Source organism: Flagellimonas allohymeniacidonis (genome assembly GCF_004296335.1).
Taxonomy (GTDB): Bacteria; Bacteroidota; Bacteroidia; order Flavobacteriales; family Flavobacteriaceae; genus Flagellimonas; species Flagellimonas allohymeniacidonis.
This window is the reverse complement of record NZ_SGIU01000001.1, coordinates 414519-428571: the sequence shown is the minus strand read 5'-3', so window position 1 is coordinate 428571 and position 14053 is coordinate 414519. Positions and strand designations below refer to the sequence as shown.

Here is a 14053-nt window from a genome sequence, read left to right as displayed (position 1 = left end):
ATTCTATAAATTAAGAGAGTTCTCCCCATAATACTTCAAATAATATGGATCAAAACACAGAACTGAAAATTTTGAATCTACAGGAAGAGGATTCCTTGAAATTGTATACCCAATTGCTTGACGGTATAGACTTCCAAAATCCATTTCTCAGGCCAGAGCTAATTACGAATGATGCGGGACATCAAAAAATACCCTATGCCTGCATATATTTTGAGTTTGGGGAACCTAAAATACTTATGCCACTTTTTTTAAGACCTGTGGAGAAACGGGATAGTATTGCATATTTTGATGTGGTTTCTCCCTATGGATATGCGGGTCCTGCTCTTAAACAGTGTGTTACCGAATCAAACCTTGAAGACTTTTGGAAGAAATTGGATGATTGGTATGTAAACAACAATGTTATTTCTGAGTTTATACGATTTTCCCTAAACGGAAACTACAGAGGCTACAATGGCCAATTGGTCCATACACTCAACAATGTGTCGGGAACCATCCAAAATGAGGATGTTATGTGGACAAGTTTCAAACCCAAAGTGCGAAACAATTATCGCAGAGCTGTGAACAATGACTTGGACTTTAAACTGTATCACCAGAATATTACAAAAGATCAGATTGAAATTTTCTACTCAATCTACACATCGACCATGAAGCGGAATCAAGCGAAGGATAATTATTTTTTCGAAATCGGATATTTTGAAAATTTTATCAATAAAAATCCTGAAAAGTGTCTTCTTGCTTTAGTTTATAAGGATGATGTTGCCATTTCCACAGAACTGGTTCTCATTTATGGACAGACGCTCTATTCCTTCCTTGGGGGTACACGATCTGATTATTTTCATACCAGACCCAATGATTTTCTGAAAATAAACGTTATGAAATGGGCCGTACAAAATGGAATGGAAAATTATGTTTTAGGTGGTGGCCGAAGCGACAAAGACAGTCTGTACCAATACAAGAAATCTTTCTTTCCGAAGCAAGAGGATGTAGTTTTTTATACAGGAAGAAAAATTGTTTTGCCTGGGATTTATGATGCCATAGTGGCGGACAGAAATCCAAAACATGTAAACAGTGGAAACACAAACCCCCAATTAACCGGATTTTTCCCTAAATACAGAGAACCTATACCCGCATGAAATCTACCTTGGCACCAATCTCGACCAGAGAAGAGTGGAACAATGCTCTAAAAAAGCACGAGCACTACGACTTTTATCATACGTTTGATTACCATCGTTTATCAAAGCAACCTGATGAAAATGCAATTCTTTTGGCCTATGAAAACCAAACGAGTTTTATACATCTGCCCTTGTTGATACGATCAATTCCAGGGGAGGCCAATCTCTTTGATGCCACATCAGTTTATGGCTATCCCGGACCATTGTGCAGCTCAGAGGATATTTCTAGGGAAATTGTTGATGACTTTATAGTACACCTGAAAGGGTTTTTTGAAAAGAACAACATCATCAGTGTCTTCTCCAGATTAAACCCATACATACCAAATCAAGAGGCAATACTCGAAAAATTGGGCGACATTGAGGTTTTAGGCTCTATTGTAAACATAGATCTCACCAAAGATTTGGATGAGCAAAGGACCTTATTTTCCAAGAGCACCAAGAGGCACCTTAATAAGGTTCGAAAACTCTGTACCGTCAAAATAAGTAAGACTAAAGAGGATATCCTAAAATTCAAAGAGCTCTATTATGAAAACATGGACAGGGTAAATGCGGATAAAAGCTATTATTTCAGTGAGGATTACTTTTTCAACTTTATTGAGAGCCCCGAATTAGATACGGATGTTCTCTTTGCTGAATTGAAAGAGACCGGGGAGATTATTTCTGCCGCCATGATGGTCAAAACCAACAATATCATTCAATATCATATCTCTGGGACCTTAACCGATTATCTCGATATAACACCTGTACGCCTTTTGATCGATACCATGCGGATTAAGGGAACTGAAGAGGGGTATACCTATTTTAATCTTGGTGGAGGACTCGGCAGCCAAAATGATTCCCTTTTAATGTTCAAGTCTTCTTTTTCCAAAGACTTTAAGGACTTTAAGGTTTGGAAATTGATTGTAAATCCAAAAAAATACGACGAACTGTCACAGGCAAAATTAAAACAAGATGGTACAACGGAAACCGCATTTTTTCCCTTGTATAGGTATGAACCTGTCGCAGATTAAGGTAAAACCCCTAGTCAAAGTTATTAAGGTAATTTGCAATTTCCTTGGCAATCAATTCCCGACCGTGATCATTCCAGTGTTGGTCATAGATTAGGTCAGTGGGGCTTTTCGACCGGGCCAAGGATTCTCCAAAGTCTATGGTTTTGAATTCGTTTTCTTTCAAAAAATCCAAAAATTCGGAAGGACAAAGCCTATAATCCACCAAAAGCACATTCTTACTTTTATCATAGTCATAAAAGTCTACCAAATCCTTGAAATTTTGGATTCTAGCAAAAGTAATGTCGCTTTCGGTCTCTTCGGTAGAATCTGACACCCTGTTTTTTGCCCGTAAATTGCCCAATTTGGAGATAGCGTGGGTTACGGGGTCCAATAGCCCGATATCCTTTAAATAAACAATAGATTTAAAATGTTTGGCCAGTCTGCTTATCGGTGTATCTAACGACAATCTGCTGCTTACCTCGTATTCAGACCGCTCAAGGTCATCAATAAAACGCATATAGATCAATACTTGGTCCATATCGTCGAAAAGTACCGAATATGAGTGAATCAGATGCAATTGATCGGCAAAATCATAGCCTGCATAACCAAACTCAAATACTTTAGAATTACTCTTGAGTTTCCCTTCAATTTTTTGACCTAAGGAGTTGTCAAAATCTTGATGAAATCCTTCTATAAAAGAATCACCTATCAAAGCCACCGATTTCTCTGACTCTTTAGGTCTATAACTATCGTAAACTGAATTAAATCCGAAAGAATTGATTCTATAGTGACCCACATTCTGCCTTCGATTGCCCACAACGGAATACCCCTCCTGATGTGGCACCCATTTCTCCACATCTTGTTCATCCAAATATCTTATGGGCCTCTGATTGTGTAAATGGAAAGCACGCACCAAAAGTTCAAAGCAGAGGAAGAATACAAATCCAAAAAAAATACAACGTGCGATAAACTTTGCCATAATCAAAATTGAAAATAAATAAATGATCGGTCCACACCATCATCGTAGAACAGTATGATTAAAAACATCAAGAGGCAGTAACTAGCCCAACGTATTGATCTATGCGAAAATCCAAGTGGATTTCGCTCATCTTTTCGAATAAAGTATTCAAAAAGGACAAAGCAAATAAGGAGAATAAAATAATCAATCATACGGTATCCCCTCGGATGAAGGTAGGAATCCCAAGAAAAATCAAACATCCCTTGGAAATAGTGAACCGCTTCCCCCAAGGATTCGCTCCTGAAAAATATCCAACCGAAAGTTACCATCGCAAAGGTCCATAAGATGCGGGGCACTTCAGAAAAAAACGTATGTACCGAATTAAGAACATTGGGTGTGTCCAAATAACGTCTATTCGATTTTAGGAAAAAAAGCGGCAGAAACAATACGGCATGTAGAAGGCCCCAAACGACAAAGGTCCAGTTGGCCCCATGCCATAGACCACTCACCAAAAATATTATAAAAACATTTCGAATGGTCAATATTTTTTTAACCCTAGACCCTCCTAATGGGATATAGAGATAATCGCGAAACCAAGTAGATAAAGATATGTGCCACCTTCGCCAAAATTCGGCAATATCCCTAGAAAAATAGGGGAACTTAAAGTTGGACATTAACTCAATGCCAAACAGTTTTGCGGTTCCGATGGCAATATCACTATAGCCAGAAAAGTCGCCGTAAATCTGAAACCCAAAGAAAATAGCACCAAGCAATAAAGTCGATGAAGGATATGCTGCATGATTAAGAAAAATATCATCCACAATAGGAGCCAAAGAATCAGCAATTGCTACTTTTTTAAATAATCCCCATAACATCAAACGTAACCCCTCGACCTGCTGGTTATACCGAAACACCCGGGTTCTGGAAATCTGCGGGAGTAAATTGGAAGCTCTTTCAATCGGTCCAGCCACCAATTGTGGAAAAAAGGCAACAAAAGCCGCAAACGAAATGAAATTATGGGTTGGTTGTAATTTTCCACGATAGATATCAAGAGTATAGGACAATGTCTGAAAAGTGTAAAAAGATATCCCCACCGGGAGTATTACGTTCAATGTCCATGACGGTTCCATTTGTATGCCAAAAAAGCGAATCGAATCCAAAAAGGAGTCAACAAAAAAGTTGAAGTATTTGAAAAAACCTAAAATCCCAAGATTTAGACAAACACTGATAGATACGAATAGGCGTTTTTTAGAAACGGAGTTGGAATTATACACAGCTTGCCCAACAAAAAAATCTATGAGCGTAGAAATCAATATCAAGGATAAAAACCGGTAATCCCACCAACCATAAAAGATATAGCTAGATATGACCAATAGTACATTTCTCTGGCCTGTCTTACGTAAAAAAGCCCAATAGCAGATGTAGACAATAGGCAGAAAGATGAAGAAATCCAAACTATTGAATAACATGGCGATGTAGTATTAGACCTTCTTTTTACAAATCAAGAATAGGTTTTGCTGGCTATTCGAATATATTTGTCCACCACTATAGGACTCTAGCACCTGATACCCCATTTTTTTGACAAGGGCCTCAATTTCCCTTAATCGATACCACTGAATACAGAACTGATTTTTACCAAAAAATTTAAAATTATACTTTCCATCGACGACCAGTTCTGGAATTCCACGATATTTAGGTTTAACTCCTTGCAGCAAAAGTGCAATACCTCTTAAAAAAAGTAAAAGGCCATTATACCATCTTGAGCTGAAGTCCATAAAGCTGAACACATAGGTTGCATCATCGGACCCCACCCGAAGACCTTCTTTTAACGCACTGGGAAGTTCTTTGTACGGTACCATGCTCAACACTTGCTGAAGATAAAAAAGGTAGTTAAACTTGGAGTCCGCGTAACAGGTAAGTGCAATGGCATTGGCTTGCTCAAAGTTCACTTTTGAATTTCGTTCCTTGGCAGAGTTTCTAGCTTTGGTTACCATGGCCTCGATGATATCAAAAGCATGAACTTCCTTTACTCCCAAAGACTCGAGATAGAAGGCAATCACTCCCGAACCTGTTCCGGCTTCCATGGCAATGGAATCCTTGTTTTTTAATACTTTATCAATTAGTTCCCTCTCAGTACTATTAACATTGGCCCTATCAATCCAATTGTGGATTGTGTGGGCCTCATAATCTTCTGAGAAAAAACTTTCCATATTCACTTACTTCACTAACACATAATTTCCGATGACCAAAGCATCCAGTCCTGTGGAAAAATAGCATCTTATGGCATCTTTAGGCGATTCTACAACAGGTTCTCCCTGAATATTGAAACTTGTGTTCAAAACTACCGGAACCTCTGTTTTCTTACCCAATTTTTCAATGACCTCATAATATCTTGGATGAAGTTCTTTTCTTACGGTTTGCAGTCGAGCACTGCCATCAACATGGGTCACTGCAGGAATTACACTTTGTTTTTCTGGTAGTACATTGCAAACCTTTAACATAAATGGTGCTTCAACCTCTAAATCAAAAAAGTCATCTTTGGCCTCAACAATTGCCGATGGGGCAAAAGGACGATAAGCCTCTCTAAACTTTACTTCGGCATTGATTTTGTCCTTCATATCGGGAAAGGCCGGATTGGCCAATATACTTCTGCTGCCCAAAGCTCTGGGACCGATTTCCATTTTTCCTTGAAACCATCCAATAATTTTCCCTTTTTCAAGAAGTGATGCCGCCTTTTCGCAAATATCTTCATGATATTCATAATCCAATTTTGCGCCCTTCAGGACTTTTTCTATCTCCTCATTGGTGTAGCTGGTCCCGACATAGGGGTCTACATGAACAAAATTGCGCTCTTTTTTGAACAGTCCGTTATATAGGTAATATGCCGCTCCTATAGCGGTTCCATTATCCCCTGCTGCGGGCATAACGTATACATCCTTAAAGGCGCTTTCGCGCACTATGCGACCATTCATTACACTATTCAAGGAAACTCCTCCGGATATCACAAGATAATCTGCCTTTGTTTTTTTGTGCAGGATATCACAGATTTCCAATACTCTATCTTCCAAGACCCTCTGAAAAGCCGCGGCCAAATCCATGTGATGTTTTTCAAAATCCTCCCCGTGCTTTCGGCCCTTACCAAATGTTTTATAGAATTTTGGTGAAAGTCTCCTCCAACTCATGTTTTGAAAATTGAAGTAACTCAAATCAAAGTGCAAACTTCCTTTTTCGTCCACGCGGACCATTTTTCCCACTTCGTCCTTAAACACTTCTGGGTCACCCATAGGGGCCAAGCCCATCGTCTTTCCTTCATCATAACTTGTTCGAAAACCACAAAACTGGGTAATGGATTCATAGAATGATCCCAATGAATGGGGGAAAAAGGATTCCCCTAGGCATTTTACCTCGTTATCCTTACCATAACCCAACCAAGTGGTTGCCCATTCCCCAGAACCATCAATTCCCAACAATGCCGCTTCCTTATACGGAGAAACGAAAAACGACCCAGGGGCATGACTAAAGTGGTGTGGAATAAAGTGTACCTCAGGACCCTCTTTCTTGCTATTGTAGTGGTACTTGTACCAGTTCCAAAATCCTTTCTGTTTGTTATACGCATGAACAAACTCATGGTTAATAAAAGGTTTCAAGGTCTTCAAATGGGTTACACAATGCCCCATTTTTTTTCCAAGATTATGTGTAGGTTTAATCGATACTGCTATATGATCAATATCAGAATAGGTCAACCCGGCTATCTTCAAACAGCGGTCAACCGCCATTTGTGGAAATACTCGGGTATGTTTGTCCCTATTCAACCGTTCTTCCTCTATGGCCGCTACAAGTTGTCCATCCACAAGAATACAGGCCGTAGAGTCATGGAAGTAATAATTTAACCCTAAAATTGTCATGAATTTATTTTTTAGTCTGGTATTGGTTGAAGTTGTGTTTGATTGTTTTCTGAAATTCTTTCTTTAAATAATGGTTAGGCTTAGGCTAAACGACCATCCCTGCCGCCACGGTTTCGTTTGTTCTATCGTCTATTAAGATGATACTTCCCGTAACTCTATTTTCGCGATACGAATCGACCATAAGGGGTTTGGTGGTCCTTAGTTTTACCTTGCATATGTCGTTCATCCCCAATTCTACATCATCGGTGCGCCTGCGAAGTGTATTGATATCTATTTTATATATCACCTCCTTTATCATTGCCTTTTGTTCATTGGAGGTATGTTTTACCGTGAATTTGGTTCTGGGCGAAGCTGGGCTATCGTTCAACCAACAGAGCATTACTTCCAAATCTTGTTTCGCCTCGGGCTTATTATTGGAGCGAACAATCATATCCCCCCTTGCCACATCGATATCATCTTCCAGAGTCATTGAAATTGACATGGGAGCAATGACCTCATCCAAAGGACCGGAAATGGTATCCAAAGATTTAATTGTAGAAGTGAACCCAGAGGGCATCACCGTAACTTCATCCCCAACTCGAAAAATCCCGCTTGAAACCCTTCCGGCATAGCCCCGATAATCCCTGAAAGTTTCGCTTTGGGGTCGTAAAACAGTTTGAACTGGAAAACGAGCGTCCACTTTATTCAAATCGCTACTAATGTGCAGTGTTTCCAAAGTGTGTAATAACGGAGCTCCTTGATACCACCCCATGTTCTCTGAACGGTTCACCACATTATCCCCTAGCAATGCACTTATCGGAATAAATCGAATATCCTTTACCAAAAGTTTGGATGAAAACTCCTCGAACTGAGCGGTGATTTTATGATAAACCGATTCATCAAAATCAACTAGGTCCATCTTATTGATACAAACAATGATGTGCGGAATTTGAAGCAATGATGCTATAAAAGCATGCCTTTTCGTCTGCTCGATTACCCCGTGCCGGGCATCTACCAAGATAATGGCCGCATTGGCAGTGGAGGCTCCAGTGACCATGTTACGGGTGTATTGAATGTGCCCTGGAGTATCGGCAATTATAAATTTTCTTTTGGGAGTCGTAAAATACCTGTAGGCTACATCTATGGTAATGCCCTGCTCCCTTTCATCTCTCAAACCATCGGTAAATAAGGCTAAATCAACGCCTTCATGACCTTTTTTTCTACTCGTGTTTTCAATAGCCTCCAACTGGTCTTCAAAAATTGATTTGGAGTCATACAGCAAGCGTCCTATAAGTGTACTTTTACCATCATCCACACTGCCAGCAGTTGTAAATCGTAATAACTGATTGTTATCCACCATTGTTCTTAAGCTTAAAAGTATCCTTGTTTTTTTCTGTCTTCCATAGCAGTTTCAGACCTTTTATCATCACTGCGGTTACCCCGTTCCGTATGCCGCATTGCAGCAACTTCATCAACTATTTTCTCTAAGGTATCGGCATTGGATTCAATACCTCCGGTAATGGTTATGTCGCCTAGGGTCCTAAACCGTATTTTCTTTTGAACGATTTCTTCCCTATCATCCAATTGTAGAAATTCCGAGTTTGGAATCCAAGAGTCGTTCCTCCAAACCACTTCGCGTTCATGGGCAAAATACAATGAGGGTATTTGTATGTTCTCTCTTTTGATATAATTCCAGACATCCATTTCAGTCCAATTGCTAATAGGGAATACTCGAAAATGTTCTCCTTCAAAATGCTTCCCATTGAAAAGATTCCACAATTCCGGACGTTGATTTTTTGGGTCCCATTGTCCAAAATCATCCCTATGCGAAAAAAACCTTTCCTTGGCCCTTGCCTTTTCCTCGTCTCTTCTTCCCCCACCTATGGCGCAGTCAATTTTATTTTCTTCGATGGCATCGAGTAATGTGGTAATTTGAAGTGCGTTCCTAGTGGCATTTTTACCTTTTTCTTCAGATACCCTTCCGGTATCAATGGATTCCTGAACTGAACCCACCAATAGTCTAACACCCAAGGACTGGACCAAATCATTCCTGAATTTTATGGTTTCCGGAAAATTATGTCCCGTATCTACATGCAATAATGCGAAAGGGATTTTGCTGGGATGGAAGGCCTTTTGGGCCAAATGGGTAACTACGATTGAATCTTTTCCTCCGGAGAACAATATCACCGGATTTTGGAACTGTGCCCAAACCTCTCTCAGTACATAAACTGCCTCAGATTCCAGTTCTTCCAAATAATCTAAATAATATTTACTCATGGTCACCTCTGAAGTTTTGGTTTGATTTTCTTAAAAATGATCTCAACGCATTCTTCCAAAGCGTTTAGATGTGTTACCTCCACATCGGGTTCAATGGGAGCTTCGTAGGGCGCTGATATTCCGGTCATATTTTTTATTTCTCCTTTTCGGGCTTTCCTATACAATCCTTTCACATCCCTTTTTTCGCATTCTTCCAAACTGGCATTTACAAACACCTCAACATAGTTCTCTTCCCCGACCGTTTGCTGTATATGTTTTCTATCCTTGGCATACGGAGCCACAAAGGCCGCAAGTACAACCACTCCTGCATCCACAAACAGCTTGGCAATCTCCCCGATTCTTCTGTTATTTTCTGAACGGTCCTCTGGACTGAAAGATAGGTTTTTATTAATACCCCTACGAACATTGTCCCCATCCAAAACATAGGTTTTTATCCCAAGTTCAAATAATTTTTGCTCCAAGGCATTGGCTATGGTCGATTTTCCTGAACCAGAAAGACCTGTAAAGAAGATAAGGAATGAGTTATGTCCGTTGGACTTCCTCCTTTCCTCAACACTTACTTTGTATTGGTATGTTATTATGTTCTTTTCCACTTTTTTGCTCTTTGTCTTCTGTCTAGCCCAAAATTAATGCGATACCATGCACGTTCGTGCAAGTAATATAAAGCCATCTTTGTTATAATTTCTACAGCTCCTATTTTAAATCCAATAAAGGGGTCACCAGATATTATCCAGGATATCACCACCGTATCCAGGGTTCCAATACATCTCCACGTGATGGTTTTCAGCAAATGCCTACGCTTACTATTGACAACTTGAACGTGCAGCCAGACTCGCTCATGCACATAGTACAAAACCATCTTTGTGATTAATTCTGAAGTTCCTATTTGAAAGCCCATAAGTGGGTTTCCAGTAATCAACCACGATAGAACTATAGTATCCAAGGTTCCAATAACCCTCCAAGTAATGGTCTTAGCAAGATGTCGTTTATAAGAAACTGCTTCCATTACTTCTTCACAATAAAATGATTGTTAAGTAAATTTTCTTTGTTGTAACGAAGTTCTTCTTCCGTACCCTTTGAGGTAACTGTAAGTCCAGCAGCGTTGCATATTGCATGCCCGGCCGCAGTATCCCATTCCATTGTTGGGGCAAATCTCGGATAAATATCAGCTTTGCCCTCTGCAACTATGCAGAACTTCAAGGAGCTTCCTTTCGAAACTATTTCGACCTCATTATGTTCCTTTTGTAGATGGGAAACAAAGTTTTCCGTTTCAGGATTCATGTGTGACCTACTTCCAACTACCTTTATTGCCTTTTTGACTTCAACATTGGGTGTTATGCGGTATTGATCCTTCAAAAACTCCTTGTTGAATTTAAAATTTGGGCCCACTACAGTTTTAAAGGCTTTTTCTCCCTTATTCTCTGAAAAGAATAGTTCCTTGCTTACCGGCACATAAATCACGCCCATCGTTGGGACTCCATCCACAACTAGTGCGATGTTCACTGTAAACTCTCCGTTTCTTTTAATGAACTCCTTTGTTCCATCCAGTGGGTCAACCAGCCAAACCGTCTTCCAATCCCTTCGGACGGAATACTCAATTTTTTTGTTTTCCTCGCTAATGATAGGGATACCCGTCTTCTTTAAGTAACCCATGATAATCGAATTAGAGGCTAAATCCGCATTGGTAAGAGGAGAGTTGTCGTCCTTTAAAGTTAAGTCGACAGCACTGTTTTCATAAATCGACATTATGGCCTGTCCAGCCTCAATAGCTGCGGTAATAGCGGTCTCGAGTAGTTCGGTAGGGTTTATCAATGTATTGATTTTTCCAAAAATTCGTGGTTCGCGTCTAGTATTGACTAATCACAAACTCAGATCTTCTATTTTTTTGATGTTTCTCCTCTTCACAAGAGATTCCATCTCCACATTCATTGACCAATCGGGTTTCACCAAATGCACTAGGTTCTACCCTATCGGAAGCTATCCCTTTATCCACTATATAATCTACGGTTCGCTTTGCCCGTCTTTCGGAAAGCCATTGATTATACTTATCGGTTCCTCTGGAATCGGTATGCGAAGAAATTTCAAGCTCTAAACTTGGTGTGGTCTCCAAAATCACGACCAATTTATCAAGAAGTTCCTTGTCCCGCGTTGTCAGATATGAAGAATTTAGAGCAAAGTATACATTCCCAAGGGCATTTAGCTCATTTTCGATGGAGGTTCGTCGAGATTGCTCACTTTCTTTTTTGTTTTTCTCCGCTTCCGCCAATCGCGCTGCTTCTTTTTCTTTTTCCAAACGCTCTGCGAGCAAGCGAGCTTCTTCATCAGCTCTTTGTTTGGCAGCTATGGAATCTTGTACACGCTGTTGTTCTTTTTCCAATTCTTGCCATAATGCAAGCTTTTCCTCACCTTTTTGAGACAGTCCTTTTTCAATATCAAACTGATACACCACACCAACGGCATGCTGAATATGGTTGGTTGCGTTTTCCGTGCTCATGGCCCATTTTCCAGTGGAGTTAAAATCCAATCCCCAGTGATCGGAAAACCAAGTCCTGAATCCTACAACTGCATTGTACGTTCCTCTACCTTCATTGTTCGCATCGGTGTATCCTGCGCCGATACCAACATAAGGATCAAAGAAACCAGTTTCTCCCAAAATTTGATTGAGATCATAACTCACTCTAAAGTCAATGCCGAAGTAATCGATATCCTCTGTGTTTATTTCATTATCAATCACTTTTCCCTCCTTATAGCGGTTGTACGTACCAATCGCTTCTAGTCCAACCCCATTTTTGAAATACCGGCCCACACTTATTCTCGAAGGAAAAGGAACCATGTTCCATCCATCTTCAATATCCAAGAGGTTTCCAAACTCATCTCCTGAGTCATCCACAACATTTATCCCTAGGGAAACCATCCATGAACTTTTCACGATAGTATCTTTGGCCGTTAATTCCAAATCTTGGGCATTACCAGTAAAAGAAACTGCAAAAAAAAGCACAATTGCAAAGTGTAAAACCTTTTTCATTGGTTAAGATTTGAGGTTACTAAAGACAAAATTAGGGGCAACCTTCAAAAAAGATTGAGTTTGTACCTTGAAGTGTCACAAAATTCGACAAGCAGTCAAATTTTGAAGTGGGAAATGTAAGAAATTAAGGTCTTTGGATGACGACGGACTTCGAGGTATGAGGAATTTTATAAAGGTAAAAGGGATAGGAAACCACCGAGTTACCTGTTGCGCTCCCTTTTTCGGGCTTCTGCATTTCTACATTGATAACCAATTCATTATCAGTTTCTTCTTTATACATGAGCTTAGTCTCCATTTCCCCCTTTTGTTCACCAGAGCACACAATTATTACCGTTTCTTTGGAGAAATCTATCTGGGGTACGGGCAATCCCGGTTTTCTTGTTTTATTCACTTGGGCATAAAACTTGGCCAGGCTTTTTGAATCCCTAACCACCATGGTTTCATATTCGAAAAAACCACTGAATCCATCATGGTCAACCAAGGTGATTTCGCTCTGTTGTTCGGCTTCCATGTTATTTGCTTCTTTTTGGGCCTTGCATGAAACCAAACAGCAAAAAATCAAAAAAGTACATATGTTCCAACCCGTTTTCATAAGGAAAGACTAATAACTGTTTTTATATCTTGACCTGTAGGCCTTTTCATAAACCTCTTCATACAAGGGTAAGATATTCAAAATATCAAACTTGGAGGCTACTTCGTGAGCATTCTGTTTGAATTTCTCAAGAATAGCATCATCGCTTAAAATGTAAATCGCCTTTTTCGACATTTCATCCACATCCCCTACATCCGCTAAAAATCCAGAAACACCTTGGATGTTAACCTCTGGAATACCCCCTGTATTGCTGGATATTACGGGAACCCTATTAATCATCGCCTCGAGGGCAGCAAGTCCAAAACTCTCAGATTTTGAAGGCAAAAGGAACAAATCGGAGAAGCAAAGAATACGATCAATTTCATTGCTGTTTCCCAAAAACACGACCTTATCTGCTATTCCCAAATGGTCACATAATCGTTCTGCGCCTTCCTTTTCGGGGCCTTCACCGACCATGATCAATTTGGCTGGCATTTCCTTTTGAATTCGATGGAACACGTTGATCACATCTGGAATGTGCTTTACCTTTCTGAAATTACTAATATGGGTCACAATTCGTTCGTCATCATTGGCCATCAAGGAGCGTTGGCAATCCGTATACTCTTGACTGTATTTCTTTGAATCTATGAAATTGGGAATGACCTCGATGTCTTTGTGGATATCAAAAATGCGCAACGTACTTTGTTTCAAGTTCTCTGAAACCGAGGTGACCACATCAGATTTATTGATACTAAAGGTCACTGCTGGCTTGTAATAGGGGTGCTTGCCCACCAAAGTGATATCTGTACCGTGCAAAGTGGTGATCATGGGCACATAAATGTTCTCTTCCTGTAGCATTTTCTTTGCCATATACCCAGCGTAGGCATGTGGAATGGCATAATGCACATGCAACAGTTCAATTCCATAGAGTTTAACGGTATCCACCAGTTTACTGGAAAGCGCCAACTCATAGGGTTGATAATGAAAAAGAGGATATTCTGGGACATGGACCTCGTGGAAATGAATGTTGTTGCTCAACAATTCAAGCCGAACAGGTTGCTTATAGGTTACAAAATGTACTTCATGACCCCTTTCGGCCAAAGCGATGCCCAACTCTGTGGCCACTACGCCACTTCCACCAAATGTTGGATAACAAACGATTGCAATCTTCATAAGA

General features: G+C 40.1%; 14 protein-coding genes. 2 read left to right on the top strand and 12 right to left on the bottom strand.

The genetic code is table 11. The features are described 5' to 3' along the window. Positions 1-44: 44 nt before the first annotated feature. Together EW142_RS01815 and EW142_RS01810 are read left to right on the top strand one after the other, a co-directional pair. The gene (locus EW142_RS01815) at positions 45-1133 is read left to right on the top strand and encodes a GNAT family N-acetyltransferase (RefSeq protein WP_130608823.1); all 1089 of its coding nucleotides are present in this window, start codon (positions 45-47) and stop codon (positions 1131-1133) included. Further along, a complete protein-coding gene (locus EW142_RS01810; RefSeq protein WP_130608821.1) occupies positions 1130-2182 on the top strand; it encodes a lipid II:glycine glycyltransferase FemX in 1053 nt (350 codons plus the stop codon). The genes EW142_RS01815 and EW142_RS01810 overlap by 4 nt, the downstream gene beginning before the upstream one ends. Before the next feature lie 10 nt (positions 2183-2192). Here the strand turns inward: EW142_RS01810 and EW142_RS01805 are convergent, their stop codons facing one another. The 12 genes from EW142_RS01805 to bshA all read right to left on the bottom strand — a co-directional run bounded on the left by EW142_RS01805 (position 2193) and on the right by bshA (position 14049). After that, on the bottom strand, positions 2193-3140 hold the full coding sequence (locus EW142_RS01805; RefSeq protein WP_130608818.1) for a hypothetical protein: 948 nt from the start codon (positions 3138-3140) through the stop codon (positions 2193-2195). Between the two features lie 2 nt (positions 3141-3142). After that, positions 3143-4183: an MBOAT family O-acyltransferase gene (locus tag EW142_RS01800; protein WP_313790896.1), complete on the bottom strand. Its 1041-nt coding sequence runs from the start codon at positions 4181-4183 to the stop codon at positions 3143-3145. 417 nt (positions 4184-4600) lie between these two features. After that, a complete protein-coding gene (locus EW142_RS01795; RefSeq protein ID WP_130608813.1) occupies positions 4601-5329 on the bottom strand; it encodes a class I SAM-dependent methyltransferase in 729 nt (242 codons plus the stop codon). A gap of 6 nt (positions 5330-5335) precedes the next feature. Beyond that, a complete protein-coding gene (locus EW142_RS01790; RefSeq protein WP_130608811.1) occupies positions 5336-7024 on the bottom strand; it encodes a carbamoyltransferase family protein in 1689 nt (562 codons plus the stop codon). 85 nt (positions 7025-7109) lie between these two features. Then, a complete protein-coding gene (locus tag EW142_RS01785; RefSeq protein WP_130608808.1) occupies positions 7110-8363 on the bottom strand; it encodes a sulfate adenylyltransferase subunit 1 in 1254 nt (417 codons plus the stop codon). Between the two features lie 11 nt (positions 8364-8374). Next, positions 8375-9280, bottom strand: a complete 906-nt coding sequence (gene cysD, locus EW142_RS01780) for a sulfate adenylyltransferase subunit CysD (RefSeq protein WP_130608805.1) — start codon at positions 9278-9280, stop codon at positions 8375-8377. A gap of 2 nt (positions 9281-9282) precedes the next feature. Then, the gene (cysC, locus tag EW142_RS01775; protein ID WP_130608802.1) at positions 9283-9873 is read right to left on the bottom strand and encodes an adenylyl-sulfate kinase; all 591 of its coding nucleotides are present in this window, start codon (positions 9871-9873) and stop codon (positions 9283-9285) included. Then, positions 9858-10286 carry a DUF2061 domain-containing protein gene (locus tag EW142_RS01770; RefSeq protein WP_130608799.1) on the bottom strand — a complete coding sequence of 143 codons (429 nt, stop codon included), beginning with the start codon at positions 10284-10286 and terminating at the stop codon, positions 9858-9860. The genes cysC and EW142_RS01770 overlap by 16 nt, the downstream gene beginning before the upstream one ends. Next, positions 10286-11092, bottom strand: a complete 807-nt coding sequence (gene cysQ, locus EW142_RS01765; RefSeq protein WP_313790895.1) for a 3'(2'),5'-bisphosphate nucleotidase CysQ — start codon at positions 11090-11092, stop codon at positions 10286-10288. The genes EW142_RS01770 and cysQ overlap by 1 nt, the downstream gene beginning before the upstream one ends. Positions 11093-11126: 34 nt before the next feature. After that, positions 11127-12305, bottom strand: a complete 1179-nt coding sequence (locus EW142_RS01760) for an OmpA family protein (RefSeq protein ID WP_130608796.1) — start codon at positions 12303-12305, stop codon at positions 11127-11129. Between the two features lie 124 nt (positions 12306-12429). Beyond that, entirely contained in the window at positions 12430-12816 is a 387-nt protein-coding gene (locus EW142_RS01755) for a hypothetical protein (RefSeq protein WP_130608793.1), read from the bottom strand. Positions 12817-12906: 90 nt separating this feature from the next. Beyond that, a complete protein-coding gene (gene bshA, locus EW142_RS01750; protein ID WP_130608790.1) occupies positions 12907-14049 on the bottom strand; it encodes an N-acetyl-alpha-D-glucosaminyl L-malate synthase BshA in 1143 nt (380 codons plus the stop codon). Positions 14050-14053: the final 4 nt, after the last annotated feature.

Excerpts from the sequence above, each read along its gene's own strand:
- EW142_RS01790 (WP_130608811.1), bottom strand. The coding sequence starts at position 7,024 with ATGACAATTTTAGGGTTAAATTATTACTTCCATGACTCTACGGCCTGT.
- EW142_RS01815 (WP_130608823.1), top strand. The coding sequence starts at position 45 with ATGGATCAAAACACAGAACTGAAAATTTTGAATCTACAGGAAGAGGAT.
- cysD (WP_130608805.1), bottom strand. The coding sequence starts at position 9,280 with ATGAGTAAATATTATTTAGATTATTTGGAAGAACTGGAATCTGAGGCA.
- EW142_RS01785 (WP_130608808.1), bottom strand. The coding sequence starts at position 8,363 with ATGGTGGATAACAATCAGTTATTACGATTTACAACTGCTGGCAGTGTG.
- EW142_RS01770 (WP_130608799.1), bottom strand. The coding sequence starts at position 10,286 with ATGGAAGCAGTTTCTTATAAACGACATCTTGCTAAGACCATTACTTGG.
- EW142_RS01805 (WP_130608818.1), bottom strand. The coding sequence starts at position 3,140 with ATGGCAAAGTTTATCGCACGTTGTATTTTTTTTGGATTTGTATTCTTC.
- EW142_RS01810 (WP_130608821.1), top strand. The coding sequence starts at position 1,130 with ATGAAATCTACCTTGGCACCAATCTCGACCAGAGAAGAGTGGAACAAT.
- EW142_RS01755 (WP_130608793.1), bottom strand. The coding sequence starts at position 12,816 with ATGGAAGCCGAACAACAGAGCGAAATCACCTTGGTTGACCATGATGGA.
- bshA (WP_130608790.1), bottom strand. The coding sequence starts at position 14,049 with ATGAAGATTGCAATCGTTTGTTATCCAACATTTGGTGGAAGTGGCGTA.
- EW142_RS01760 (WP_130608796.1), bottom strand. The coding sequence starts at position 12,305 with ATGAAAAAGGTTTTACACTTTGCAATTGTGCTTTTTTTTGCAGTTTCT.
- EW142_RS01795 (WP_130608813.1), bottom strand. The coding sequence starts at position 5,329 with ATGGAAAGTTTTTTCTCAGAAGATTATGAGGCCCACACAATCCACAAT.